This window comes from Rhizobium sp. PK7-22 (genome assembly GCF_056530405.1).
The window spans coordinates 1,108,873-1,134,492 of record NZ_CP096514.1 but is presented as its reverse complement, the minus strand read 5'-3'; the positions used below and the strand labels follow the sequence as shown (position 1 = coordinate 1,134,492).

The following is a 25,620-nucleotide window of genomic DNA, read 5'->3' as shown; positions in this document are numbered from 1 at the left end:
CCATTTATCAGATCTTGCGGAATGAGAGGTAGGCGGACGAACGCCCCTCCCGGCGAGCCTTGGCTTCGTATCGCGTGCCAGGCCACCCCGCAAACGGCGTCAGCCAATCCGACGACTGCCCCGCCAGCCATTCGAACCCGCCATGATCCCTGCAATGGATCAGCGTCCAGTTGACGTAGGTATCAATGTCCGAGGCGAACTGAAACAATCCGCCCGGCTTCAGCACCCGATGGAACCGCTCCAGATTGACCTGGGAGACGAAGCGTCGCTTCCAGTGCTTCCGCTTCGGCCAGGGGTCGGGATAGAGCAGGTCGATGCGGTCGACCGAGCCTGCGGGCAGCCAATCCAGGACCTGCGTGGCATCATCGTCGTAGAGGCGAATGTTCTTCAGCCCCAGCTCCGTCACCCTCCCCACGAGCTTTGCCATGGAATTGACGAAGGGCTCGACGCCGATGAAGCCGGTCTGCGGGCATTCCTCGGCGCGATGGATCAGATGCTCGCCGCCGCCAAAGCCGATTTCCAGGCGTATCTCCGCGACCGGCACCGGGAAGAGCTGCTCCAGCCGGGCAGGAGCAGCCGCATCGAGATCAAGCTTCAAGGCCGGCAGAACCACCGCCAGGCCTTCCGCCTGGCGGTCCCGGAGCGGTTTTCCCTTGCGACGCCCGAAAAAGGCTTCGGTCGCGCGGCCTGGGCGCTGCTGGTCGGTCATAGGCGGGTCTTTCAAAATTGAAAAAGCGGGCGGCTCTGCGAGCCACCCGCTTTACAGTTTTCATGCAGGTTCCGTAAAGACCAATCAGGCGGCCTTCACCGCATCCTTCAGCGGCTTTGCCAGATCCACCTTCTCCCAGGAGAAGGAGCCATCGCGACCCGGCTTGCGGCCAAAGTGACCATAGGCTGCCGTCTTGGCGTAGATCGGCTTGTTGAGGTCGAGATGGCGGCGGATGCCGGAGGGTGACAGATCCATGACCTTGCGGATGGCGGCCTCGACCTGATCCTCGACGACATTCTTGCCGGTGCCGTGCAGATCCACGTAGACGGATACTGGCTGGGCAATGCCGATGGCATAGGCGATCTGGATCGTGCAACGGTCGGCGAGACCCGCGGCCACGACGTTCTTGGCGAGGTAGCGCGCGGCATAGGCGGCGGAACGGTCGACCTTGGTCGTGTCCTTGCCGGAGAAGGCGCCGCCGCCGTGGGGTGCTGCGCCGCCGTAGGTGTCGACGATGATCTTGCGGCCGGTGAGACCGGCATCGCCGTCCGGGCCACCGATCACGAACTTGCCGGTGGGGTTGATGTACCACTTGCAGTCGTCGGCGATCGGAAGCTCGCCGAAAGCTTCGCGGATGTAAGGCTCGACAACCGAGCGGACCTTCTTGGAATCCCAGGTCTCGTCGAGATGCTGGGTCGAGAGGACGATGGAGTCGACGCAGGCAGGCATGCCGTTTTCGTAGCGCACCGTCACCTGGCTCTTGGCGTCCGGACCGAGCTTGCCGACGTCGCCCTCGCCCGTCTTGCGAGCGGTCGCAAGAAGCTGAAGGATCTTGTGAGAGTAGTAGATCGGCGCCGGCATCAGGTCCGGGGTTTCCTTGCAGGCATAGCCGAACATGATGCCCTGGTCGCCAGCACCCTCGTCACCCTGCTTGTCGGCGGCGCTGTCCACGCCCATGGCAATGTCAGCGGACTGGGAATGCAGGAGAACGTCGATCTTGGCGGTCTTCCAGTGGAAGCCGTCCTGCTCGTAACCGATATCCCGGATGGCCTTGCGTGCGGCTGATTTGAACTTGGACGGGTTGATGACATCCTTGCCATCCTTGTCCTTCTTCATCAGGCTTGCCGGCAGACGCACTTCACCGGCGATCACCACGCGGTTGGTGGTGGCAAGGGTCTCGCAAGCAATGCGGACCGACCATGGATCCGTCCCCGATTTCCCCGCCTCGCGGTATACCAGATCGACGATCTCGTCGGAGATGCGGTCGCAAACCTTGTCGGGATGGCCTTCTGCCACCGACTCGCTGGTGAAGAGATAATTATCGCGCATTCCGGGATTCCCCTCAAAGAAATAACAGCCAATGTGTTAGTGGCTCACTCAGTCAAAGACAAGCGCATAAATATATCTTTATATCTCAAATCGTACCTGTGATTATTTCAGGCACAAAAAAAGCGGCTCGAGAGCCGCCTTTCAGAGAGTGTGGACCGTTACTCAGCATCGGCCTCGGCAGCCAGGGCCTTGACCAGGTCGACAAGACGCCGACGAACCTTGGGATCGGAAATCTTCACGAAGGCGCGGTTCAGCTGAAGCCCTTCGGAGGACGATAGGAAATCCACCACATAATTGGAGCTCGACGCCTCCTCCATGCCGCCCTGCTTGGCGGAATGGTCACCGGGCACGTCCTCGAAGAAGAAGGACACCGGCACGTTGAGAATGCTCGAGATATTCTGCAGCCGGCTCGCACCGACGCGGTTCGTACCCTTCTCGTATTTCTGGATCTGCTGGAAAGTGATGCCGAGGCTTTCCCCCAGCTTCTCCTGGCTCATTCCCAACATCGTCCGACGAAGCCGGATCCGACTTCCGACATGGATGTCGATCGGGTTCGGCTTCTTCTTATTCTCAATCATCATTGCGTCCTGACAAGTTGATATCAATGAACCGGTTTTGCTGATGATGCTCAAGCGTCTGTGGCTAATCCGTGACTAAATACAAACAACACCTTCATGAAATTTATGAAGTCCACTATGCAATTTTAGGGGTTTTGGGTCAATTCGCCGCGGATTTTAAACCCCTGCGAGCAAGCCATGCAATCAAGAACATGGATAACAGTATTAACCAATGATGAATTTCGCGGGCGGCACTGTCCCAGAGCCGTGCCGTTCTTTCCGGGACACGCGAATCAACGACGCCTTTCCGGTTAAACGCCAAGCCGGTGACGACCCGACCGAGAGGATCCACGACCGCAGAGATGCCACTGTTGGCATCGCGGATCAGCGGAACTCCTGTTTCCACTGCCCGGAGACGCGCCTGCTGAAAATGCTGATAGGGACCCGGTGTGTCTCCGAACCAGGCGTCGTTGGTGATGTTGAGGATGGCCGTGGCTTTGTTAATCTCTTCACTGATCTCGCCCGGGAAGATCGCTTCGTAACAGATCAGCGGATAAAGGGCCGTGCCGTTCGGCAGCGTCAGCAGGGAACGGGTTGCGGCTGCCGTGAAGCCGCCCGGAAGCGCAACCAGACTGTCCACGCCCCAATCCATCAACCAGTCCTCGAAGGGCACGTATTCGCCGAAAGGCGTCAGGTGGACCTTATCTGATGCACCCAGGATCTGGCCGTCGGAGTCGATCGCGTAAACCGAGTTGTAATACCTCGGCGCAGTTCCCGCAGCGGCATATTCGACCCGCACGGCACCAGCGATCAGTATCTGTCCATCCTGCAGCACCTCGGCTATCCGGGCGAGCGCATCCTGGTTTTCCATCAGGATGAAGGGCACCGATGTTTCCGGCCAGACGATGACGTCAGGCCTGCGGTCGCCCACCTGCGGCGGCAGTGCGGAGAGCGCCAGGTGCTCTTCGAAGATTTCGGCGCGGTCTGTGTTTTCCAGCTTTCGCGACTGATCGAGAACCGGCTGCACGAGGCGAACAACAGTTCCGGTCTCATCCGGCGTCGTGTCGACGGTCGTCAACCGGTAGGCACCGTAGCCGAGATGGGCTGCAAAGAGCAGGCTCGCGATGACAAGGCCGGTGCGCAATCCGCGGCGGGTTCCGAACAGGGCAGGCGCGGAGAACACGAAAACGGCAAGCGTCGTCACACCAAAGACGCCGATGACGGCGGCCGACTGCATCATCAACGGGATCGGCATGGCGCCATAGCCGATGGCGTTCCAGGGGAAACCCGTGGCCAGAAAGCTGCGCAGCCATTCGGTCAGCCCGAAACCGGCTGCAAGGGCCGCCAGGCGACCCAAACTGTCCGACCACAGCAGGTTTGCAAGGCTCGTTGCCAGGCCGTAAAACAATGCAAGGAACGCCGGCAGGCCGAATACTGCCAGGGGCAGCGCCCAGGCAAACTGGTCAGCTTCCACCAGAAGAGCATTGCCGAGCCACCAGAGACCGGCGACGAAATAGCCGAACCCGAACAGCCATCCGAGGAAAAAGGCCGATCGTAGCCGTGCCAGCAGGCCACTGTCGGGATGGGATGCCAGCCCGTCCATCAACCAGACGAGAAGCGTGAAGGAGATGAAGAGAGAGCCGAATAGTCCGAAGGGCGGCAAGGCCAGCGCGCCAAAGCCACCGGCCGCAAGCGCCAGCACGAGCCGCGGGACACCCCACAGAAGCATGACCTTCCCCGCAAGCCGCTCCATCAGGTCCCCTTCCCCTCGCGCACCCGAATCAGGACCGGAGTCTTGCAAAAATTGCGTCGTCTGTCGTCCGGCTGGCAAAGAAGAGGCTGATGACGCTCAATGCCGCTGCTCGCCGGCACCGGCGGCGGCCGGCACTGGAGCGGTCGGTGTGACAGTGGCTTCAGGAGCAATATACTCCGGCTCCCCCTTCACGTGACGCCGTCTCGCAAGCGTGCGTTTGCGGACAACCCGCACGCGCTTGATGCGACGCGGGTCTGCTTCCAGAATATGGAATTCGAAGCCCGGCACCGCCTGAACCACCTCGCCGCGCACCGGAATGCGCCCGAGCGCAGAGAAGATCAGGCCTCCGAGCGTATCGACATCGTCCAATTGGTCGCGGATGTCGAAATCGGACCCGATAGCTGCAGAAATTTCTTCGAGTTCAACACGGGCGTCGGCGACGAAGATGTCTTCGCCGACCTGGGAGAACATGACCTCGTCATCATCGTGTTCGTCCTCGACGTCGCCAATGACCATTTCGACGATGTCCTCGTGCGAGGCCAGTCCGTCGGTTCCGCCGTATTCGTCGATCACCAGGGCCATCTGGGTGCGCGCAGCCTGCATGCTCTGCATCAAATCAGAGGCAAGCATCGAGGGTGGCACAAACAGGATCTTGCGGATGAGCCCGGCTTCGGCAACCGTCTTGGTCAGGTCTACACGACCCAGATCGAAAGCGGCCTTGGGCACACGGCTCGGCTTTTCCGCTTTGTCATTGGCCATCGGCATGGGCTGTGCCGTCGCGGCGGTGGGCGCGGCACGAGGGACCGACCGCCGTTTGTTGCGCGCCTGCTTGGCAAGGTAGGACAGGAGGTCCCGGATGTGGACGAAGCCGCGCGGATCATCGAGCGTGTCGCAGTAGACGGGCATGCGCGAGCGACCGGTTTCCTCGAAGTAAATCATCAGCTCGCCGAGGGTCATCGTCATGTCGACGGCCTCGATATCGGCGCGCGGCACCATGATGTCCTCGACCCTGACCTCTCGAAAGCGCAGGATATTGTGCAGCATCGCCCGCTCTTCGGGCGAAAACGCACTGCTGACATTGGCGTCCGTCATCAGCGCGTCGGCCAGATCCTCACGGAGGCGCTCGCCCTGCGAAGGCCTCAGAAGCCGCAGCGCGCGGCCCCAGAAGGAAGACTGGCTGCGGGAGTTTTCATACCGTTGCGGACTACTGCCTTCTTCCGAAGCGTTGTCCGAACCGTCCTTGCCCTCTTGGGCAGTTGTCGTCGAAAAGTCGTTCATTGTTCCAAGCTAGGTGATCGGGTCTTGTCCCGCGTAGGGATCAGATAGGCCAAGCGTGGCCAAAATGCGAGTCTCCAACGCTTCCATCTTTTCGGCTTCGTCATTCTCTGTGTGGTCATAGCCGAACAGATGCAGGAAACCATGCACCAGAAGGTGGGTCAAATGGATTTCAGGAGACTTATCCAAGTCGGCGGCTTCCCGCTCCACGGTCTCACGCGCCACGACGATGTCTCCCAGCATCGGTCCCGGCATACCACCCGGCTGCAGAGGGTAAGCCGGAAAGGACAGAACATTGGTCGCCATGTCCTTGCCGCGCCACTCCGCATTGATCTCGCGGATCGCTTCGTCGTTTGCGAAGACGAGCGAAACCTCCACAGGATGCGCCGGATACGGCTGTCTTTCCGTCTCCGCCAGATAGTGCGCGGCGGCTAATAGAACTTTCTCGACGCGGCCCTGCAGCTCATCCTCTGCGGGCCATCCTTGGTCATCGACGCTGATCTGTATGTCCAGTTGGGGCATGCAAATGGCGACCGCAGCTAGCGGTCGGCCTCCTCGCTTTCCTGATGCACGGCATACTGGGAATCATAGGCGCGGACGATCCGTCCCACCAGCGGATGGCGGACCACGTCGGCATCGGTAAACCGCACAACGGAGATGCCTTCGACACCCTTCAGGATATGCAGCGCCTCGACAAGCCCGGATTTGACACCGCGCGGCAGATCCACCTGGCTCGGGTCGCCGGTGATCATCATGCGGGCGTTCTCGCCAAGCCTGGTCAGGAACATCTTCATCTGCATCGAGGTGGTGTTCTGCGCCTCATCGAGGATGACCGCGGCATTGGCGAGGGTGCGTCCACGCATGAAGGCGAGCGGCGCAATCTCGATCACGCCGGCGGTGATCGCGCGCTCGACCTTGTCGCCCGGGATCATGTCATAGAGCGCGTCGTAGAGCGGACGCAGATAGGGATCCACCTTGTCCTTCATGTCTCCCGGCAGGAAGCCGAGACGCTCGCCGGCTTCCACGGCTGGACGAGAAAGGATGATGCGATCGACGGCGCCGCGCTCCAGAAGCTGAGCGGCGTGGGCAACGGCCAGATAGGTCTTGCCGGTACCGGCAGGACCGACGCCGAAGACAAGCTCCGAGCGCTCCAGGGCGCGCATGTAGGCGTCCTGCGTCGGCGTACGGGCGGCGATCGTCTTCTTGCGCGTCGAGATCTGGGTCATCGACAGCTTGGCCTTGCGCTCCAGCGTCGGCAGCTGCAGCTGATCGTCGGCTGCAACGGCCATACGGATCGCACCTTCAACGTCGGAAGCTTCCACGCTCGCACCCTTCTGCACACGGTCGTAAAGATAATCCAGCGCCCGGCGCGCCTGGCTGGTCGCGGTCACGTCACCGGAAATCGTGACGGAATTGCCACGAGCGCGGGCATCCACGTGAAGCCGTTGCTCGAGCAGCTTCAGGTTCTGATCAAATTGTCCGAAAAGCTCGCTGGCGAACCTGTTGTTCTCGAACGTGAGTACGAAGTGGTTGGAGTCGGTCGCAGCCGTTTGGGGTTGGCGTGCGGGTGAGGAAACCAGTTCGTGTCCGTTCAACTAGGCAAGCTCCCGCCAGATGCTTCAAACTGCTACTAGACCCTGCGTCGGCTCTGCAAACAAGCTGTTCGGGCCAGTGCCAATGATTCGTACCGGAATAATGTCACCGATCTGCGATGTTTTTGCATCAACATTCACAGACTGAAGCCAAGGCGATCTTCCGATCAGCTGTCCGGGCATCCGGCCCGGCTTCTCGAGCAGCAGATCGACGACCTTTCCAACGCATGATTTGGCGAACGCGGCCTGCTGTTTCAAGAGCAGCGACTGAAGTCTTTCGAGGCGTTCGACCTTCACATCCTCGGGCACCTGGTCCGGCAGATCGGCACCGGGCGTTCCGGGACGGGTCGAATACTTGAACGAATACGCCTGGGCATAGTTCACGGCCTCGACCAGCCGCAGCGTCTCGTCGAAATCCGCATCTGTCTCGCCGGGAAAGCCGACGATGAAATCGCCAGACATGGCGATGTCGGACTTTGCCGCCCGGATCCGCTCGATCAGCTGCAGATACTCGGCTGCCGTGTGACGACGGTTCATCGCTCTCAGGATGCGGTCGGAGCCGGACTGCACCGGAAGATGCAGGTAGGGCATCAGAGCCCGCAGGTCGCGATGCGCTTCGATCAGCCGGTCATCCATGTCGCGCGGGTGGCTGGTGGTATAGCGCAGCCGCGCCAGACCCGGGATCTCGGCCAGCCTGTACAGGAGGTCGCCCAGACCCCATTCGCGCCCGTCGGGGCCTTCGGCACGCCAGGCGTTGACGTTCTGGCCAAGCAGGGTGATCTCGCGCACGCCGCTGTCGGCCAGGCGCGCTGCTTCCTCGAGGATCTGGCGCAGTGGCCGGGACACCTCGGCACCGCGGGTATAGGGGACGACGCAGAAGGTGCAAAACTTGTCGCACCCCTCCTGGACGGTGAGAAAGGCGGTCACGCCCCGGGCGCGGATGCTGGCCTTGCCGGCGGCCGGCAGGTGCTCGAACTTGTCCTCGACCGCGTAGTCCGTGTCGACGACTCGCGCACCCAGACGGGCGCGCCTCAATGCGTCCGGGAGCCGATGATAGGTCTGCGGCCCGATCACCACGTCCACCGACGGCTCACGCCGCAGGATCTCTTCGCCTTCGGCCTGTGCCACGCAGCCGGCAACGCCGATCATCAGTTCTTGCCCTGCGGCGTTGCGCGCCTTCTTCATGTCGCGCAGGCGGCCAAGCGCGGAATAGACCTTGTCGGCCGCCTTCTCACGAATATGGCAGGTGTTGAGGAGGATCAGGTGCGCCTCGCCCATCTCCTCCGTCGGCACATAGCCTTCGCTGGCCAGCGCATCGCCCATGCGGGCGGAATCATAGACGTTCATCTGGCAGCCATAGGTCTTGATGAAGACCTTGCGCGTGGGGGCGCCAGCCGGGTTTTCAGCAGGAGAAGTGGGGATCACGGTATCGGTGCTCATAGGCGGCTCTTTACCGCAAGATGGGCTGCATTAGAAGTGTCCAGTTAGCCGTAGTCGCGGCCGCGCAGGCAGGCGAGCAGCATGCGGCGGATCTGCGCTGCCACGTTCGCACTCAGAAGCTTGCGATTGTCTCCCGCCCTGAACTCCACCGTTTCGCCGAAGGAAACCTCCACATCGATGGCTTCCGCCTTCAGCACGCCCATCAGATGCGGGACGAGCTCGATATCGCCAGGCCAGGCGGCGATGGGGCGATGGTAGCGGCCCATGGCCATGCCATAAACGCGGGTATAGGCGATGGCGACCGGCTGGACGTGAACAATATTGCCCGGCACATGCGGGACGGCCGCAGCCGCCGCGCCGAAGAGCGAAGACTTGATGTCCAGGAGCCGGTTGCCGTCGGAGGTGGTTCCCTCCGGGAACAGAACGACGATCTCGCCGTCCGCCAACCGCTCGGCGATCTCCGTCACCTGGGCGCCGGCCTTGCGCTTGTCTTCGCGGGCCACGAAGATTGTCTTCTGCAGCTTGGCCAGAGGCCCGAACACCGGCCATTTCGCCACCTCCGACTTGGCGATGAAGGTGACGTCCGCAATCGCACCGAGGACGAGAATGTCCTTCCAGGAGGCATGGTTTGCCGCAAGCATGACCGGGCGACGTTTCTCCAACCGGCCATGTACGTGAATGCGGATGCCGAGGAGCCCACAGGCGGCCCGGTGCCAGAGGCGCGGGATGTAGCGCCGGATCTTCAGGTCGAGGGCGAGCGCCACCAGCTGAAACGGCAACAGCGCCAGCGTGACGATGGCCAGCGCAACAACGACGAACCCGATCCGCAGCCAGGTGATCAAGCGTCGTCCTTGTCCAGCGGGATACCGTAGAGTTCGAGGCGATGACCGACGAGACGGAAGCCGTGTTCGCGCGCGATACGCTCCTGCAGCGCCTCGATCTCCGGGGAGTGGAATTCGATGACGGTGCCGGATTTCACGTCGATCATGTGATCATGGTGCTCTTCCGGAACCGTCTCATAGCGCGAGCGACCATCGCGGAAATCATGCCGCTCGATGATTCCCTCGTCCTCGAACAGCTTCACCGTGCGATAGACGGTGGAGATGGAGATGCGGGGATCGACCTTGGACGAGCGCCGGTACAGTTCCTCGACGTCCGGATGGTCGTCGGACTCCTGCAGGATGCGGGCAATCACGCGGCGCTGATCCGTCATGCGCATGCCCTTTACGGCGCACAGTTCCTCCAGCGTGTGGGAAAGATCTGTCATGACGTTGCCGCCTTCACTCAGTTCACAGTTCGTTGGAACTAGCGAAGATCGCGCTTCATGACAAGCGCTGCGGACTTCGTCCCATCGGAGTTGGAATAATAGGCCGGACGCTCCGCAACCGTCTGGAAACTCAGTTTGCGGTAGAGCCCGACCGCAGCCTCATTGGCTGCCTCCACCTCCAGGAAGATCACCTCGGCTCCACGCTGGCTCGCCTCGCGCAGGGCCGCCTGCATCAGACGCCAGCCCAGCCCGGACCTGCCGAATTTTGCCGACACCGCGATGGACAGGATTTCGGCCTCACCCGCAGTCTCGCGGGCCAGAACGAAGCCGCCGATCGGCCGCGAGAAAAACGCGTTCGTCTGGCGGGCCACGAAGCCGAAGACGTTCGGCTGCAGGAGGAGGCTCAGGAATTCGCCGTCGTTCCATTGCCGTGGGAAGCGCTGGCCATGGAGGAGGGACGCCTCAAAGCAGTCGTCGGGCAGCCAGGGGACGATTTCGAAAAAGGGCTTCCATTGCAGATAGGCGTCGATCATCGAACTTAAGCCCGGGCAAGTGCATAGCCAGTTTGTGGCTTGGCATCCGGCCCCCGCAGATACAGCGGCTTGGGCTTCGATGCACCCGCGACTTTCGCCGCACCCAAGCGGGCGACCGTCGCGATGTCGAAGCGGTCGCCGCCCGAGGCCTCTGTAGACGCGCCGAGCACCAAGGGTCTCCCTGATCCGCTCAAATCGGCAGACAGGGTGGCCACCAGTGCGGCAGTTTCCCCAGGCGACATGGCCACCGGATCACCCAAAGGGCTGCCATCGGCGGCAAAGGCCTGAACGTAGAGTTCGCCGCGCTTGGCATCCATCGCGACGACGACAGGCCTTCGCGGATTTCCTTCGAGATATCCAAGTGCAAGTGCTTCGAGCGTGGTAACGCCGACGCATTCGGCGCCGAGGGCCAGGGCAAGGCCCCTTGCCGTCGCGACGCCCACGCGGATGCCCGTGAACGAGCCGGGGCCAATCACGACAGCGATCCGTCCGACTTCGCTCAGGTCTCGACCCGCCTGCGACAGCGCCTCGTCGATCACGGCCATAAGCCTTTCGGCATGGCCCTTGCCGATCATATCGGTGACGGCAGCGAGAACCTGACCGGTGTCGCTGTCAAAGACCGCAGCGGAGCAATCCACCCCGGCCGTATCGATTGCCAAGATTATCATCCGCCGAGGGCAGCCTTAAAGCGCTTCGACCGCCTGCACTTCCGGCACGAAGTGGCGAAGCAGATTCTGGACGCCGTGCTTCAGCGTCGCAGTCGAGGACGGGCAACCGGAACAGGCGCCCTTCATGTTGAGATAGACCGTGCCGTCCTTGAAGCCCTTGAAGGTGATGTCGCCACCGTCCTGCGCAACGGCCGGACGAACGCGGGTCTCCAGGAGTTCCTTGATGGTGGCAACGAGCGTCTCGTCGCCTGCGTCGTAGAACTCGCCCTCTTCGTCGGAAATCTCGGCCGTGCTGGTGCCGCCGCCCATGACCGGCTGGCCGGACATGAAGTGCTCCATGATCGAGCCGAGAATTGCCGGCTTCATGTGCTGCCACTCGCCAACGTCCTTGGTAACGGTGATGAAGTCATAGCCCAGGTAAACGCCGGTCACGCCGGGCACCGCGAACAGGCGCGACGCCAAGGGCGATGCGTCAGCTTCGCCGGTGTTGCGGAAATCGGCGGTGCCTTTCTCCATGACGACCTTGCCGGGCAGGAATTTCAGGGTCGCCGGGTTCGGCGTTGCCTCGGTCTGGATGAACATCTTGCATCTCCTGAGGGCCGAATGGCACCTTCACTTTAGAATTCTTCCAAAGAAGATAATCCCAATCATCTTTGCGTTCAAGTGCGCCTTCGGAAAACCTCCGTCAAGGCCGGTCAGCAGAGCGCATCGATTTCCTCATCCGTGAGGCTGTCTGGAAGAACGGTGACGGGGATCGGGAAGATTGCGCCACGGCCGGCAATGGCCGAAACCAGAGGGCCCGGCCCTTCCTTTGCAGAGGCTGCCGCGAGAACGAGGATCGCGATATCCCGATCTTCCTCCACCAAGGCATTGATCTCTTCCGTCGCGTTGCCCTCGCGAATGACAATTTCCGGATCGGTTCCGATGCTCTCGCGCACCTTCTGGGCCGCCTTTGCCATGATGGCCTCGGCTTCCTCACGGGCTTCCGCGCGCATGATCGCCTCTACGCCGAGCCACTGCTGGAAATCCCCTTCCGGAATGACAAACAGCAGAACAAGCCCGCCGTTGGAGTTCTTGGCGCGCCGCCCTGCATAGTGAACGGCGCGCTCACATTCGGGCGTGCCGTCGATGATGGCCATGAACTTGCGGCGATGCCCTTCGAGGCGCGAAAGTCGTTTCGATACCATGGCAGATCTCTTCCTCCCCGATCTCGACCCAACGGGCCGAGTTGCGGAATTTATACCAAAGCCGGGAAATGAAAACCGGCCCCACTGCAGCCATCAGACACGATCAGCGCAGGAACCCGATGATGTCGAAGACTTCCGCCATCACCTTCTCGGCCCTTGCCCTCGCCCTTTCCCCGCCGTCGCGCAGAATGGCGTCGATATGGGTCGTATCGCCCATCAGGCGGCGCATTTCCTCCGTGATGGGGGACAGCACGTGAACGGCAAGATCGGCAAGCGCCGGCTTGAAGGCGGAAAACTGCTGTCCGCCAAACTCCTGGAGGACGTCGTCCTTCGTGCGGTCGGCGAGCGCGGCATAGATGCCGACGAGATTTTCGGCTTCCGGACGCCCCTTCAGGCCCTCGACCTCGCTTGGCAGCGAATCGGGATCGGTCTTGGCCTTGCGGATCTTCTTCAGAATGGTCTCGGCATCGTCCATCAGGTTGATGCGCGACAGGTCCGACGGGTCGGACTTAGACATCTTCTTCGTACCGTCCTTCAGCGACATGACGCGTGGCGCCGGACCCTCGATCAGCGGCTCGACCAAAGGGAAATAGCCGTGGATCGGTTCTTCGCCGACAACCATGTCCACACCCGCGCCGGTTTCCCGGATCTTCTGCTGGAAGTCGATGTTGAACTTCTGGGCGATGTCGCGAGCCAGCTCGAGGTGCTGCTTCTGGTCGTCGCCGACGGGAACATGGGTGGCCCGGTAGACAAGAATATCCGCAGCCATCAGGCTCGGATAGGCGAGCAGGCCCAACGAGGCGTTCTCACGGTCCTTGCCGGCCTTGTCCTTGAACTGCGTCATGCGGTTCATCCAGCCGATGCGCGCCACGCAGTTGAAGATCCAGGCGAGTTCCGCGTGTTGCGGAACGGCCGATTGATTGAAGACGATGTGCTTGACCGGATCGACGCCCGACGCAATGAACGCGGCCGCGATGGAGCGGATCTGGTTGCGCAGGTCGTCGTGCACGAGCTGGGCGGTGATGGCATGCAGGTCGACGACGCAATAAATGCAGTCGTTGTTCTCCTGCAGCGCCACGAATTTGCGGATGGCGCCGAGATAGTTTCCGAGGTGCAGGTTCCCGGTCGGCTGGACGCCCGAGAAGACGAGCGGCTGGAAGGTGGTCATGATGTCCTCAATAGGCTTGTGGAAGGCCCCAGGCCGAAAGGCCATGTTGCTAACGACGGCGCTTATGCACGCCGGCGTGGGCCCGATCAAGTAGAGGCGAGGGTCGTGCCACGGCCTCAATCACGCGATCTCGTCTTATTTTCGTCACATTTCGAGCTGGTCGGCGGTGCGCCTGCTTCGCCAGACGCTTTTGAAGCGGCTTTCCTGCATATTTTCAGAGCAAGGAGCGGGCTTTTCCTCGCACTTCTGCATAGCTTCCTATCAATTCGGATCAGCCTGATTCGTAAGGAACTTTGGAATGTTCTACCCGGTGGGATCGACTTTCCCGCCCACAGGATGCATTGCAGCAAAGACTTAACCATTGGAGCCAGCAACAAACCTCCATATTTGCGCCATCTTCTGAAACGATTTTCCGCCACACCAAAACCGGCCTGGATGAACCCGGGCCCACCGTGGGGGATACCATGCGCATTGTTTATCGTGTCGCGCTTGCCTCTCTTCTCTCGCTCAGCCTGGGCGGGATTGCAGAAGCCGACAGCAGCCAGAAGCGTCGTGGCAACATCTTCAAGCATGATTACACCGCTGCCTATACGGTTCAGCGAGTAAGCGTCAGGACGAGTTGCTTTCCGAGCAAGCTAAAGGCGATCCTGGCCCATATTGCGGTCCAGACCGGCAAGAAGCCCATGGTCACCTCCGGGCACAGACCCCGTTCGGGCCGCTCGCAGCATAGCCACTGCTACGCGGCCGATATCCGGGTGCCAGGGGTTTCGGAGAAGACCATTCTTGCCGCAGCAGCGTCCGCGCCGGGGATTGGCGGGATTGGACGATACTGCAATGGTCTCGTTCATGTCGATATTGGCCCCAAGCGTCGCTGGAACCACTGCGGTCGCCGCAAATAGGCCTCAGACCTTTGGTGACTTGCGCTTGAGGTTCCTGCGGATCATTCCGGTATCAGCGCCGCCGATGATAAAGGCGACCGGGAAATAAACCAGCATTGCGAAGACCAGGAGGCAGGCCAGTGCGGCCACCTGCTGGAGGAGCGGCACCTCCGGCGCGAGCCATGGCGCCGCGTATGGCAGGGCGTAGACCAGTGCCGTCGCCATCAGGCCCGTCGAGACCAGGAGAAGCAGTGTCCGCCTCAGCAGGGCCCATTCCCACGGCAGGTCACCTCGCCAGAGCAACGTGGAAAAGAGAAGCGTGGCGTTGATCCAGCCAGCAGTGGCTTCAGCTGTGGCAATCCCCTGTTCGGCAAGGATCGGGAAAAGCGCGATCGCCAGGACAGAGTTGACGACCACCGATACAATCGTGAAGCGCATCGGCGTGCGGGTGTCTTCGCGCGCGTAAAACCCGGGCTGCAGCGCCTTGATCAGCACGAAGCCCGGCAGGCCGATCCCGTATACCGCCAGGATCGAGGCCACGACTGCGGAATTTTCCGCCGAGAATGCACCGCGTTCGTAGAGCACGCGGATGATGGGTTCGGACAGGATCCAGAGGCCCGCCGCCGCCGGCAGCGTCAGGAACAGCACGAATTCGAGCGAGCGGTTCTGGATGCCCGCGGCCTCCCTCATGTGCCCGCCCTTCAGCGCGCGCGACAGTTCCGGAAGCAGCACGACCCCTACCGCGACGCCGACCACGCCCAGGGGCAGCTGGTAGATCCGGTCGGCATACTGAAGCGCGGCAATGGCTCCCTCCTTGGTTGAGGCAATGGCCTGGCCGATCACCTGGTTGATCTGCGTGACGCCGCCGGTAATGGCCGCCGGCACGGCAAGAACGAGAAGCCGCTTGACGTTCGGCGTCATTCTCGGCCGCCGGAAGCCGATCCTGATGCCCGCATGGCGGACGCCGAAGTAGACTACGGCGAGCTGCAACACACCGGCTATCAGAACGCTCCAAGATAGATACCAGGCCGTCAGCAATGCATCCGCGCCGCTCCACCAGGCGTAGCCAAGGGCGGCAATCATCACGATGTTCAGGAAGACGGGCGCTATGGCTGCCGCGAAGAAATGGTGCAGCGAGTTGAGCATGCCGCTCATCATGGCCGTTAGCGACATGCACATCAGATAAGGGAACATCACCGCGGCAAGCCGGACGGTCAGCGCCGACTTCTCCGGATCATCGGCGAACCCTGGCGCAATGATCCAGTCGACCAGCCAGGGCATGGCCAGTTCCATGCCGATGGTGATCAGCATCAGCACGGAGAAGAGGACGCCGAAAACCTCCTCGGAAAACCGCCTGGCGCCATCCACGCCATTGGTCTCGATCTCCTTGGAGAAGAGCGGCACGAAGGCGGCGTTGAAGGCGCCTTCCGCGAACAGGCGCCGGAACAGGTTGGGAAAGCGGAAGGCGGCATAGAAGACGTCCGCCATTGGGCCGGTCCCGAGAGCCGCAGCCATCATTGTCTCACGGGCAAAGCCGAAGAGACGGCTGCCCAGCGTGGCGCCGCCGACGGTCGCGAATTTTCTGACGAGGCTCATGCTTCTGCCGCCTTTGGCCGGCGCTGTGCCGGTTGTGCACGTCGATTGGGTGCCGGTGCTGGAGCGATGATGCCCGACGGCATGCCGCGCCTCAGCTCGTCCTCCTGCTCGCTCATCACCGCCTTCAACCGAGCCGTGATACTGCCCTGGCGGTTTTCATTGGTGATCTTCGATCCCAGAAGATCGGTGACATAGAAGGTGTCGATGACCTTTTCGCCGAATGTCGTAATGCGGGCGGAGTGGATGTCGAGGGACAGGTCGGCCAGCACGGCGGTGATCTCCGCCAGAAGGCCGGTCCGGTCGAGGCACTCGACCTCGATGACCGTGAACTTGTTCGACAGCCCGTTCGAAAGGATGACCGATGGCGGGATCTGGAAGGTCTTGTTACGCTTCTTGCCCTTGGCACGGGTGGCAATGACCTCGGGCAGCCGCTTCTTGCCCGACAGCACGTCCTCGATCATCTTGCCGATCGTTGCCGCCCGGCGCGTCTCGTCCTCGTCGATCGCAAACTCGCGGTTGATCAGGATCGTATCCAGCGCCCGGCCGTCGGTCGTCGTGAAGATCTGGGCATCCGCGATATTGGCGCCCGCCGCCGCACAGGCGCCGGCAATGATCGACAGCAGCCGGGGATGGTCCGGCGCGAGCACGGTGATTTCGGTGATCGCGTGGAAGGAGTGCGTGCGCACCATGGTCGCCAGCACATGCCCGGCGCGGTCGGTCTCGCGGATGAAGTGTGCGTGACGAACCTGATCGTGGAGGGCGACCGAAAGCAGATAAGGCTGGTAATGCAGCGTCGAGTAGACGCGGCGATCCTTCTGGCTCCAGTCCGACAGGGCCTGGAAAAGCTCCTCCTCTGCGTGCTTCGCCCGCTCCTTGCGCGAGACCTCCGAGAAGCCGCCGGAGAGCAGGAGCTCCGTCTCGTAATAGAGGGTGCGCAGCAACTGGCCCTTCCAGCCGTTCCAGACGCCGGGGCCGACGGCGCGGATGTCGCAGATCGTCAGGATCAGCAGCAACCGCAGCCGATCCATCGACTGCACCTTCTCGGCAAAGTCGGTGATGGTCTTGCGGTCATGCAGATCGCGGGTCTGGGCGGTCATCGACATGATCAGATGCTCTTCTATGAGCCAGACCACCAGTTCCGTCTGCTTGGCGTTCAGACCGAGGCGCGGGCAAAGCTTGCGGGCAATGCGGGCGCCGGCAATGGAATGGTCCTCCTGACGCCCCTTGGCAATGTCGTGGAGCAGCACCGCGACGTAGAGCGCGTCGCGTTCCTCGACCGAGGGCATCAGCTTGTTGGCCAGCGGGTGAATGTCGGCAGCCTTGCCCTGATCGACCTCCGACAGCGCCTCCACCGAACGGAGCAGGTGCTCGTCCACCGTATAGTGGTGATACATGTTGAACTGCATCATCGAGACGATCCGCCCGAAATCCGGAATGAACCGTCCCAGCACGCCCGCCTCGTTCATCCGCCTCAGCATCAGCTCCGGAGCGCGCCGCGAGGTCAGCATGGACAGGAACAGGCGGTTGGCCTCCTCGTCCTCGCGCACCTCGTCGTTGATCAGCGACAGGGAGCGCGTCACGCGTTTCAGGGCGTCCGGGTGAAATTCCAGATCGTTGATGTCGGCAACGTGAAAGAGCCGGATGATATTGACCGGATCGCGCTTGAAGACATCGGGATCGGCGAGCGTGATGCGACCGCGATCCTGTACGAAGTCCACCGTGCCGGGGATCTTGTGGACGCGTTTGGTGAACCGGGAAATGACGTTCTTGAGCCCGGGCGCCTCCTTGGCCTGCTCGTCTTCCAGAGCTGCACAGAAGATGCGGGTCAGGTCGCCGACATCCTTGGCGACCAGGAAGTAGTGCTTCATGAAGCGTTCGACGGCCGCCAGGCCCGGACGCGTGTGATAGCCGAGGCTTTCAGCAATCTCCCGCTGGATGTCGAAGGACAGCCGCTCCTCTGCCTTGCCGGTCAGGAAGTGCATGTGGCAGCGCACGGCCCAGAGAAAATCGTCCGACTTCTGGAAGACCTTCCACTCGTGGCGCGACAGGACGCCGAGCTTGACTAGCTCCTGGGCGTCACGAATCCGGTAGTAGTATTTCGAGATCCAGAAGAGGGTGTGGAGGTCGCGCAGGCCGCCCTTGCCTTCCTTGACGTTCGGCTCGACCAGATACCGGGTGTCACCCGCCTTCTGGTGGCGCTGGTCGCGCTCGGCAAGCTTTGCCGCCACGAACTCAGGACCGGTACCGGCGACGATCTCCGTATCGAAGCGTCTCTCCAGGTCCGCGACCAGGGCCTCGTCGCCGCAGATGTAGCGGCTTTCCAGGATCGCCGTGCGGATCGTCATGTCGGTCTTGGCAAGCTGGATGCATTCCTCGACCGTGCGGGTGGCATGGCCGACCTTGAAGCCCATATCCCAGAGCACGTAGAGCAGGAACTCGACGGCCTTGCGCATCGCCTCGGAGTTCTTCGCCGGCAGCAGGAAGAGAAGATCGATATCGGAGCCCGGCGCCAGCGTATCGCGTCCGTAACCGCCGACAGCGGCGATGGCGACTCGCGCCGCTTCCGGTTGGACTTTCTCGGCGATCGTCTCGTGCAGAACCTGGATCAGCTGGTCCTGCAGCCATGACAACCGCCGTGCGCAGGCAAGCCCGCCGCCGTCCTTGTCGAGCAGGCTGCGGATTGTGCTGCGGCTTTCGGTGCTTGCCTTGCGCAGGATCGCGAGCAGCGCCGCACGCATCTCCAGTATCGTCTGGCTGTCGTCCTTGACCACCGCTTGGCACTGTGCCCGCAACTGGTCCACATCGAGAATGTCGGTGAAGTCGTTCACGTCTGTCGCCATGTCGTCCTGCTAATGCCAACCCCGGGCAGCCTATATCCGCTCCGAGGGATGCTGGACAATGTTTATCGCTGAAGGGTGTTCACACTTCGTGTGCGGCCAGGAACTCGGGTCCCCAAAAGGCCTGTTCATGCCGATTTGCCGCCATCTTATCCGGACTTGTCCCCTGCGCCTCGCCGCCATTGGGAGGGGCTGGTCCCGGTTACCCTGCGAAACTCGCGATTGAAGTTTGATTTTGTGCCAAAACCGGAGTCGAACATCACCGTGGTCAACGGCTTGTCGGTTTCCTGGAGCAGGCGGCAAGCCTCGCTGATGCGCCGATTGTTGACAAATTGCGAGACGTTCAGGCTCGTCACCCGATTGATTGCGGCAGAGACATCACGCGGCGGATGGCCGGCGCTGCGGGCGAGACGTGCCAAGCTCAGATCTTCACGGCCGTAAAGCTTGTCGCGCTCCAACGCGGCTTCCACCTTCGCCACCAGCAAACGGTCATCCGATGAAGGCTCGTCATCCACCGCCGCGACAACCGGCGCCAATGGCGACTGCGGTTCCGGCAGGAAATAATAGACGAGGACGACCGCGATGGCAGCCAGGTTCAGCAGACCGACGGCAACGGGCACCGCTGCCTGCCCATAGACCGAGGCGGCCAGCGAGACGAGTGTATCCGTGACAGCGAAGAAAATCATCAGCCCGGCCGTCAGCCGTGCAGCACGCAGAGCCGGGACTGCGCGATTGAGAGGTGCCTCCGCTACCGCGTCCGGATCGCTGACCGTCAGTCGGAAGAGCGAAATCCCATAGACAACGAAAGTCACCGCCAGCAAGGGGTCGACCAGCAGCGGAAGCGAGACCACCGCCAGGACCACCGACAGGGGCGCACCCAGATGCCACCAGACCGGCTTCATGGGTGAGGCGGCAAGGGCGCGGAAGGCAAGATAGGCGAGCGGCGGCATGACGGCCGCCGTTACCGGCTGAACGAACGCAAGGGCGTCAAGCCCATAGCCGAAGCGCAGGCCGACAATCATTCCCTGCAAAGCATAGGCGAACAGAAACACACGGAAGTAACGTCGCGAGCCAGGCACCTCCGCGCCCTGAAGCGCCCGATGGAGCACCAGTACGAAAAGCAGTCCCGCGACGAATGGCAGGGGAATGGAGAGCAAATGTGCCGCCTCGAAGACCTCATACGTGATCAAGGACGCCTTTAACATGTTTCGGGTCGACGTGCAGGAGCCGGTTGGCGCTTTTGAGCCTGTCACCAACCCGAGAGGTCAGATCATGCTTTCCAATCTTTCATCCTCCGCACTCTTTCTCCTGACGCTGTTGTCTTCCGTCATTGCGACCTTCGCATTCGAGGCCGGGACGGAGTGGATGACGATCCAGCCCTCACATCGCGACACACCGGAGACGGTGCTCATCACCTACCCGGCGAAGGCCTACGGCAACGCCTATACGCTTGGTGCCGACGATCTGTGGCAAGGCGTTCCCGCTCGCCGCCACGCGACGCCGGTTTTCGAGAAGTCTCCTCTGATCATTCTCTCGCACGGTTCCGGGGGCAATGCTGCGTCGCTCGGATGGCTTTCAACCGAACTCGCCCGCAATGGCTTCGTCGTGGCAGCACCAAACCACCTGCATTCGACATCCGGCGATTCTATTCCGATCGACAGCTTCAAGATCTGGGAGCGAGCTCAGGACATCTCCGCGCTTGCTACCCCAGCTGCTTCTTCAGCGCATAAAGCGCGTCCAGGGCATCTCGAGGAGTCATGTCGTCCGGGTTGATCGCCTTCAGCGCCTCCTCCAGCCTGGACGGGCCGGCTCTCTTCTGCTCCTCGCGGCGAACGGCGACCTGGAAGAGGGGCAGGTCGTCGATCAGCTGGCTGGCGGGGTTCTTCCGGTCGGAATCCTCCAGCTGCGTCAGCACATCACGGGCGCGGGCAACGACGGAGGCCGGCAGGCCGGCGAGCCTTGCCACCTGGATGCCATAGGAGCGATCGGCGGCACCGGGCCCGACCTCGTGCAGGAAGATGACGTCGCCGTCCCATTCCTTCACTCGCATCGTCGCATTGGAGAGGCGGTTCAGCTTCTCCGACAGCACGGTGAGCTCGTGAAAGTGGGTGGCGAACAGCCCACGACAGCGGTTGGCCTCGTGCAGGTGCTCGACGGCGGCCCAGGCAATCGACAGGCCATCGAAGGTCGCAGTGCCGCGGCCGATCTCGTCGAGGATGACGAGCGAGCGGTCGCTCGCCTGGTTGAGGATCGCTGCCGTCTCGACCATTTCCACCATGAAGGTCGAGCGGCCGCGGGCCAGATCGTCGGAGGCGCCGACGCGGGAAAACAGGCGGTCGACGATGCCGACATGGGCGGAGGCCGCCGGCACGAAAGAGCCCATCTGGGCGAGGATGGCGATCAGCGCGTTCTGGCGTAGGAAGGTCGACTTACCGCCCATGTTGGGACCGGTGAGCAGCCAGAGCGCTCCGAATTCACCATCGCCGGAGGGCGAGAGGTCACAGTCGTTGGCGATGAAGGGTCCGTCCGATTTCCGCCGCAGCGCCTGCTCCACAACCGGATGGCGACCGCCTTCAATGGCAAACATCCGCGACGCGTCGACCGTCGGACGGTGATAGCCCCATTCTTCGGCCAGCAGCGCAAGCCCTGCGGCGACATCGATTTCCGCGATGGCGCGGGCGCCCTTCTTGATCGCTTCGGCTTGCGCCGTCACTGCCTGAACCATGCGGCCGAAGGCCGAGAGTTCGATCGTCAGGGCACGGTCCGCGGCATTGGCGATCCGGCTTTCCAGATCGGCGAGCTCGGTGGTGGTGAAACGCATGGCATTCGCCATGGTCTGGCGATGGATGAAGCGGGCCTTGCCTTCCGCACTGTCGGTCATCGGCCCTGCATTGCCGGCGGTAACCTCGATGAAATAGCCGAGCACATTGTTGTGTTTGATCTTGAGCGAGCGGATGCCGGTCTCTTCGGCATACTGCAGCTGCAGGCCGGCAATGACGCGGCGAGACTGGTCGCGCAGGGCCCGCACTTCGTCAAGCTCGGCATCGGCACCATCGCGCAGGAAGCCGCCGTCGCGTTTCAGAAGCGGCAGTTCGTCGGCCAGCATTGCGCTCAGCTCTTGCTCGAGCGCCTCCGGCAGCGCCCTCAGATCGGCAAGCGCCCGGTCGAGTTCCTCCGGCAGCATGGCCTTTTCGAGATATTCCACGACCGCCCGCGCGGCTTCAAGTCCGTGGAGGATGGCGCCGAGATCGCGCGGGCCGCCGCGGTCGAGCGCCAGGCGCGACAGAGCCCGCGGCATGTCCGGCACCCGCTTCAGGGCCGTGCGCAGGTCGGAGCAGAGCGACGGCTCGCCGAGAAGAAAAGAGATGGAATCGAGCCTGCAATTGATCGGTTCCGGATCGGTCAGCGGCGACATCAGCCGCTCTGCCAGCAGGCGGGCGCCGCCGCCGGTCACCGTGCGGTCGATCGCCTTCAGAAGCGTCCCTTCCCGATCGCCCGATAGCGTCCGGGTGAGCTCCAGATTGCCGCGGGTGGCGGGATCGATGAAGAGTGTCGAGGCAGCACTTTCGCGCTCGGGAATGGCCAGCGGCGGCCGTTCGGCGATCTGCGTCTTCTCGACATATGCAATCGCCGCCGACGCAGCGGCAAGTTCGGCGCGGGAGAAGCTGCCGAAGCCATCCAGCGTGCCGACGCCGAAATAGCGGGTGATGCGGCCTTCGGCACTGGCGCTGTCGAAGAGGACCCCCGGCTGCGGCACCGCCACCTTGCCGAGCACGTCAAACACCGGCCTCAGCTCCGGATCGTGGAACATGGTGTCCGGCACGATCAGTTCGCGGGGCTCGATGCGCAGGATATCGGCCAGAAGCCGCGACTGGTCCGTCTCCGCCAGCCGGAAGACGCCCGTCGAGATATCGATCCAGGCGAGCGCCAGCAGCGGCTCCGAGGTGCCGCGGATACGGGCCAGCGCCATCAGGTAGTTGGATTCCGACGGCGAGAGGAGCTTGTCCTCGGTCAGCGTGCCCGGCGTCACCAGCCGCACGACGTCCCGCTTCACCACCGATTTCGAGCCGCGCTTGCGAGCTTCGGCCGGGTCTTCCACCTGCTCGCAGACGGCGACGCGAAAGCCGAGTGAGATCAGTTTCTGCAGGTAATCGTCGGCGGCGTGGATCGGCACGCCGCACATCGGAATGTCCTGCCCCATGTGCTGGCCCCGCTTCGTGAGTGTGATGCCGAGCGCGCGGGCCGCCTCCACCGCATCCTCGAAAAACAGCTCGTAGAAGTCGCCCATCCGGTAGAAGAGCAGCGAACCGGGGTTGTTCGCCTTGATCTCGATGTACTGCTCCATCATCGGCGTTGCCGTCGCACGGCTCTCGTCCGAGGCGAGTTCGGCGGCCGTCAGGGCGTCAATGGCGAAGCGTTGGTGCTGGGTCACGGGCCGATTTTCTGTTGCGGAAGCAGGTGGCCGACTCTATCGATGATGGCCCATGAAAGACAACCGATACCGCAGCCAGGAGGGTGGCTGCCCACAAAAAGCTGGAGGAGCTTTGCCATGAACGACAAGATCACCCGATCGCGCGCTTCCGTCACCGAACAGGAAGCCCTTGCGTTTCATGCCGAAGGGCGTCCCGGCAAGCTGGAAATCAACCCGACGAAGCCGATGGCGACGCAGCGCGACCTGTCGCTCGCCTACTCGCCGGGCGTGGCGGTGCCGGTGAAAGCCATCGCCGCCGATCCGGACTGCGCCTACGACTACACGACGCGCGGCAACATGGTCGCCGTCATCTCCAACGGCACGGCGATCCTCGGCCTCGGCAATCTCGGGGCGCTGGCATCGAAACCGGTGATGGAGGGCAAGGCGGTGCTCTTCAAGCGCTTCGCCGACGTCGATTCCATCGATCTCGAGGTCGACACGGAAAATGTCGACGAATTCATCAACTGCGTGCGTTTCCTCGGCCCCTCCTTCGGCGGCATCAACCTGGAGGACATTAAGGCGCCGGAGTGCTTCATCATCGAGAGCCGCCTGCGCGAACTCATGGACATCCCGGTGTTCCACGACGACCAGCACGGCACGGCGATCATCGCCGCAGCTGGCCTGATCAATGCGCTGGAACTGACGGGCCGGGATCTGACGACGACGAAACTCGTTTGCAACGGCGCGGGTGCGGCCGCCATCGCCTGCATGGAACTCATCAAGGCGATGGGCTTCAGTGCCGAGAACATCATCCTCTGCGACACCAAGGGCGTCATCTACCAGGGACGCACCGAGGGCATGAACCAGTGGAAATCCGCCCATGCCGCCAAGACGGACAAGCGGACGCTGGAAGAGGCAATGAAGGGTGCCGACGTCGTGTTCGGCCTCTCGCAGAAGGGTGCCTTTTCCGAGGAGATGATACGCTCCATGGCGGACAGGCCGATCATCTTCGCGATGGCCAACCCGGATCCGGAGATCACGCCCGAAGAGGTGGCCCGCATCCGCGACGACGCGATCATGGCGACAGGCCGTTCGGACTACCCGAACCAGGTGAACAACGTCCTGGGCTTTCCCTACATCTTCCGCGGCGCGCTCGACGTGCGGGCTTCGCAGATCAACGACGCGATGAAGATCGCGGCGGTGCGGGCGCTGGCCAATCTCGCCCGCGAAGACGTGCCGGACGATGTCGCCGCCGCCTACCAGGGCAACCGGCCGCGGTTCGGCTCGCAGTACATCATTCCCGTACCCTTCGACCCGCGACTGATCTCCGCCATCCCGGTCGCGGTGGCGGAAGCGGCCATGGAAAGCGGCGTCGCCCGGCGCAACATCACCGACCTCGCCGCCTATGGGCGCGAGCTTTCGGCACGCCGCGATCCGATGGCGGCGACCACGCAGGGGATCTACGAGCGGGTACGGCGCTTTCCCAAGCGGGTGGTCTTTGCGGAGGCCGAGGAGGAGCAGGTCATGCGCGCGGCGGTCTCCTTCGCCCACCACGGGCTTGGCACCGCGATTCTGCTTGGTCGCGACGACGTCATCCTGGCGACCGCCGAGAAGGCCGGCATCGACCTCGACCGGCCGGGCATCGAGATCGTCAACGCTCGGATCTCGGACCGGGTGGAGGTCTATATCGACCACCTTTTCGAAAGGCTGCAGCGGAAGGGCTTCCTGCTGCGCGACGTGCAGCGGCTCATTCACAACGACCGCAACCACTTTGCGGCCACCATGGTCGCTGTGGGCGATGCCGACGCCATGGTGACCGGCACCACCCGCAACTATGCGACCGCCCTTCAGGATGTGCGCCGCTGCATCGATACCAAGCCCGGACACCGGGTGATCGGGGTCTCGCTGGCGCTGTCGCGCGGCCGGACCGTGTTCGTCGCCGATACCGCCGTCCACGACATGCCGACGGCCGAGGAACTGGCCGACATCGCTGTCGAGGCCGCACGGGTGGCGCGACGCATGGGTTACGAGCCGCGGGTCGCCATGCTTGCCTATTCCACCTTCGGCCAGCCGACGGGAGAACGCTCCGAGCGGGTTCGCGAGGCGGTCAAGATCCTCGACAGGCGGCAAGTGGATTTCGAATACGATGGGGAAATGGCCGCCGACGTGGCGCTCAATCCGCAGCGCATGGAGCAGTATCCGTTCTGCCGGCTTTCGGGTACGGCGAACGTGCTCGTCATGCCGGCAATCCACTCGGCGTCGATCTCGACGCGGATGCTGCAGGAACTGGGCACGGCGACCGTCATCGGGCCGCTGCTGGTTGGTCTCGACAAATCGGTGCAGATCACCTCGATGGGCGCCAAGGATTCCGACATCGTCAACATGGCCGCGATCGCCGCCTACAACGCGGGCAGCTGAGG

22 protein-coding genes are annotated in these 25,620 nt (G+C 62.5%); 3 read left to right on the top strand and 19 right to left on the bottom strand.

The features are described from left to right. Positions 1–7 precede the first annotated feature (7 nt). From trmB to trpS, 15 genes are all read right to left on the bottom strand, one after another. Complete coding sequence (gene trmB, locus M1E10_RS10175) at positions 8–709, bottom strand: tRNA (guanine(46)-N(7))-methyltransferase TrmB (RefSeq protein ID WP_499176231.1); 702 nt, start codon at positions 707–709, stop codon at positions 8–10. Positions 710–793: 84 nt separating this feature from the next. After that, positions 794–2,038 carry a methionine adenosyltransferase gene (metK, locus tag M1E10_RS10170; protein WP_499176230.1) on the bottom strand — a complete coding sequence of 415 codons (1,245 nt, stop codon included), beginning with the start codon at positions 2,036–2,038 and terminating at the stop codon, positions 794–796. 158 nt (positions 2,039–2,196) lie between these two features. Further along, entirely contained in the window at positions 2,197–2,616 is a 420-nt protein-coding gene (locus M1E10_RS10165) for a helix-turn-helix domain-containing protein (RefSeq protein WP_499176229.1), read from the bottom strand. Positions 2,617–2,755: 139 nt separating this feature from the next. After that, positions 2,756–4,348, bottom strand: coding sequence for an apolipoprotein N-acyltransferase (gene lnt, locus M1E10_RS10160; protein ID WP_499176228.1), 1,593 nt, complete (start codon positions 4,346–4,348; stop codon positions 2,756–2,758). A 96-nt stretch (positions 4,349–4,444) separates the two neighbouring features. Next, on the bottom strand, positions 4,445–5,626 hold the full coding sequence (locus tag M1E10_RS10155; RefSeq protein ID WP_499176227.1) for a CNNM metal transporter family protein: 1,182 nt from the start codon (positions 5,624–5,626) through the stop codon (positions 4,445–4,447). A gap of 9 nt (positions 5,627–5,635) precedes the next feature. Then, entirely contained in the window at positions 5,636–6,145 is a 510-nt protein-coding gene (gene ybeY, locus M1E10_RS10150; protein ID WP_499176226.1) for an rRNA maturation RNAse YbeY, read from the bottom strand. 17 nt (positions 6,146–6,162) lie between these two features. Continuing rightward, positions 6,163–7,218 (bottom strand): PhoH family protein, encoded by a 1,056-nt coding sequence (locus M1E10_RS10145; RefSeq protein WP_499176225.1) that lies wholly within the window; start codon positions 7,216–7,218, stop codon positions 6,163–6,165. Between the two features lie 24 nt (positions 7,219–7,242). Next, on the bottom strand, positions 7,243–8,655 hold the full coding sequence (gene miaB, locus M1E10_RS10140) for a MiaB/RimO family radical SAM methylthiotransferase (protein ID WP_499176224.1): 1,413 nt from the start codon (positions 8,653–8,655) through the stop codon (positions 7,243–7,245). Between the two features lie 44 nt (positions 8,656–8,699). Next, the gene (olsA, locus tag M1E10_RS10135; protein ID WP_499177146.1) at positions 8,700–9,494 is read right to left on the bottom strand and encodes a lysophospholipid acyltransferase family protein; all 795 of its coding nucleotides are present in this window, start codon (positions 9,492–9,494) and stop codon (positions 8,700–8,702) included. Further along, positions 9,494–9,922: a Fur family transcriptional regulator gene (locus M1E10_RS10130; RefSeq protein ID WP_499176223.1), complete on the bottom strand. Its 429-nt coding sequence runs from the start codon at positions 9,920–9,922 to the stop codon at positions 9,494–9,496. The genes olsA and M1E10_RS10130 overlap by 1 nt, the downstream gene beginning before the upstream one ends. 38 nt (positions 9,923–9,960) lie before the next feature. Further along, the gene (locus tag M1E10_RS10125) at positions 9,961–10,455 is read right to left on the bottom strand and encodes a GNAT family N-acetyltransferase (protein ID WP_499176222.1); all 495 of its coding nucleotides are present in this window, start codon (positions 10,453–10,455) and stop codon (positions 9,961–9,963) included. 5 nt (positions 10,456–10,460) lie between these two features. After that, a complete protein-coding gene (gene tsaB, locus M1E10_RS10120) occupies positions 10,461–11,123 on the bottom strand; it encodes a tRNA threonylcarbamoyladenosine biosynthesis protein TsaB (RefSeq protein WP_499176221.1) in 663 nt (220 codons plus the stop codon). A 15-nt stretch (positions 11,124–11,138) separates the two neighbouring features. Beyond that, positions 11,139–11,705, bottom strand: a complete 567-nt coding sequence (locus M1E10_RS10115) for a NifU family protein (RefSeq protein ID WP_499176220.1) — start codon at positions 11,703–11,705, stop codon at positions 11,139–11,141. A gap of 113 nt (positions 11,706–11,818) precedes the next feature. Further along, a complete protein-coding gene (locus M1E10_RS10110) occupies positions 11,819–12,310 on the bottom strand; it encodes a universal stress protein (protein WP_499176219.1) in 492 nt (163 codons plus the stop codon). 103 nt (positions 12,311–12,413) lie between these two features. Continuing rightward, positions 12,414–13,478 (bottom strand): tryptophan--tRNA ligase, encoded by a 1,065-nt coding sequence (gene trpS / locus M1E10_RS10105; RefSeq protein ID WP_499176218.1) that lies wholly within the window; start codon positions 13,476–13,478, stop codon positions 12,414–12,416. 464 nt (positions 13,479–13,942) lie between these two features. Here trpS and M1E10_RS10100 point away from each other — a divergent pair, with 464 nt between their 5' ends. Then, positions 13,943–14,377: a YcbK family protein gene (locus tag M1E10_RS10100; protein ID WP_499177145.1), complete on the top strand. Its 435-nt coding sequence runs from the start codon at positions 13,943–13,945 to the stop codon at positions 14,375–14,377. 3 nt (positions 14,378–14,380) lie between these two features. On the opposite strand, the gene murJ is transcribed toward M1E10_RS10100, so the two are convergent. The 3 genes from murJ to M1E10_RS10085 all read right to left on the bottom strand — a co-directional run bounded on the left by murJ (position 14,381) and on the right by M1E10_RS10085 (position 19,979). Beyond that, positions 14,381–15,952 carry a murein biosynthesis integral membrane protein MurJ gene (gene murJ, locus M1E10_RS10095; RefSeq protein ID WP_499176217.1) on the bottom strand — a complete coding sequence of 524 codons (1,572 nt, stop codon included), beginning with the start codon at positions 15,950–15,952 and terminating at the stop codon, positions 14,381–14,383. Then, on the bottom strand, positions 15,949–18,792 hold the full coding sequence (locus M1E10_RS10090) for a [protein-PII] uridylyltransferase (protein ID WP_499176216.1): 2,844 nt from the start codon (positions 18,790–18,792) through the stop codon (positions 15,949–15,951). The genes murJ and M1E10_RS10090 overlap by 4 nt, the downstream gene beginning before the upstream one ends. Positions 18,793–18,938: 146 nt before the next feature. Further along, complete coding sequence (locus tag M1E10_RS10085) at positions 18,939–19,979, bottom strand: helix-turn-helix domain-containing protein (RefSeq protein ID WP_499176215.1); 1,041 nt, start codon at positions 19,977–19,979, stop codon at positions 18,939–18,941. Here M1E10_RS10085 and M1E10_RS10080 point away from each other — a divergent pair. Continuing rightward, positions 19,972–20,562, top strand: a complete 591-nt coding sequence (locus M1E10_RS10080) for an alpha/beta hydrolase family protein (protein WP_499176214.1) — start codon at positions 19,972–19,974, stop codon at positions 20,560–20,562. The two genes, M1E10_RS10085 and M1E10_RS10080, sit on opposite strands and share 8 nt — an antisense overlap. On the opposite strand, the gene mutS is transcribed toward M1E10_RS10080, so the two are convergent. Beyond that, a complete protein-coding gene (mutS, locus tag M1E10_RS10075; protein WP_499177144.1) occupies positions 20,492–23,137 on the bottom strand; it encodes a DNA mismatch repair protein MutS in 2,646 nt (881 codons plus the stop codon). The genes M1E10_RS10080 and mutS overlap by 71 nt on opposite strands. A 201-nt stretch (positions 23,138–23,338) precedes the next feature. Here mutS and M1E10_RS10070 point away from each other — a divergent pair, with 201 nt between their 5' ends. Beyond that, positions 23,339–25,618 carry an NADP-dependent malic enzyme gene (locus M1E10_RS10070; RefSeq protein WP_499176213.1) on the top strand — a complete coding sequence of 760 codons (2,280 nt, stop codon included), beginning with the start codon at positions 23,339–23,341 and terminating at the stop codon, positions 25,616–25,618. The last annotated feature ends 2 nt before the right edge of the window (positions 25,619–25,620 follow it).

Bases quoted from the DNA above. Each gene is read 5' to 3' on its own strand.
- trmB (WP_499176231.1), bottom strand. From the start codon at position 709: ATGACCGACCAGCAGCGCCCAGGCCGCGCGACCGAAGCCTTTTTCGGG.
- metK (WP_499176230.1), bottom strand. From the start codon at position 2,038: ATGCGCGATAATTATCTCTTCACCAGCGAGTCGGTGGCAGAAGGCCAT.
- M1E10_RS10165 (WP_499176229.1), bottom strand. From the start codon at position 2,616: ATGATTGAGAATAAGAAGAAGCCGAACCCGATCGACATCCATGTCGGA.
- lnt (WP_499176228.1), bottom strand. From the start codon at position 4,348: ATGGAGCGGCTTGCGGGGAAGGTCATGCTTCTGTGGGGTGTCCCGCGG.
- M1E10_RS10155 (WP_499176227.1), bottom strand. From the start codon at position 5,626: ATGAACGACTTTTCGACGACAACTGCCCAAGAGGGCAAGGACGGTTCG.
- ybeY (WP_499176226.1), bottom strand. From the start codon at position 6,145: ATGCCCCAACTGGACATACAGATCAGCGTCGATGACCAAGGATGGCCC.
- miaB (WP_499176224.1), bottom strand. From the start codon at position 8,655: ATGAGCACCGATACCGTGATCCCCACTTCTCCTGCTGAAAACCCGGCT.
- M1E10_RS10130 (WP_499176223.1), bottom strand. From the start codon at position 9,922: ATGACAGATCTTTCCCACACGCTGGAGGAACTGTGCGCCGTAAAGGGC.
- M1E10_RS10125 (WP_499176222.1), bottom strand. From the start codon at position 10,455: ATGATCGACGCCTATCTGCAATGGAAGCCCTTTTTCGAAATCGTCCCC.
- tsaB (WP_499176221.1), bottom strand. From the start codon at position 11,123: ATGATAATCTTGGCAATCGATACGGCCGGGGTGGATTGCTCCGCTGCG.
- M1E10_RS10115 (WP_499176220.1), bottom strand. From the start codon at position 11,705: ATGTTCATCCAGACCGAGGCAACGCCGAACCCGGCGACCCTGAAATTC.
- M1E10_RS10110 (WP_499176219.1), bottom strand. From the start codon at position 12,310: ATGGTATCGAAACGACTTTCGCGCCTCGAAGGGCATCGCCGCAAGTTC.
- trpS (WP_499176218.1), bottom strand. From the start codon at position 13,478: ATGACCACCTTCCAGCCGCTCGTCTTCTCGGGCGTCCAGCCGACCGGG.
- M1E10_RS10100 (WP_499177145.1), top strand. From the start codon at position 13,943: ATGCGCATTGTTTATCGTGTCGCGCTTGCCTCTCTTCTCTCGCTCAGC.
- murJ (WP_499176217.1), bottom strand. From the start codon at position 15,952: ATGAGCCTCGTCAGAAAATTCGCGACCGTCGGCGGCGCCACGCTGGGC.
- M1E10_RS10090 (WP_499176216.1), bottom strand. From the start codon at position 18,792: ATGGCGACAGACGTGAACGACTTCACCGACATTCTCGATGTGGACCAG.
- mutS (WP_499177144.1), bottom strand. From the start codon at position 23,137: ATGATGGAGCAGTACATCGAGATCAAGGCGAACAACCCCGGTTCGCTG.
- M1E10_RS10070 (WP_499176213.1), top strand. From the start codon at position 23,339: ATGAACGACAAGATCACCCGATCGCGCGCTTCCGTCACCGAACAGGAA.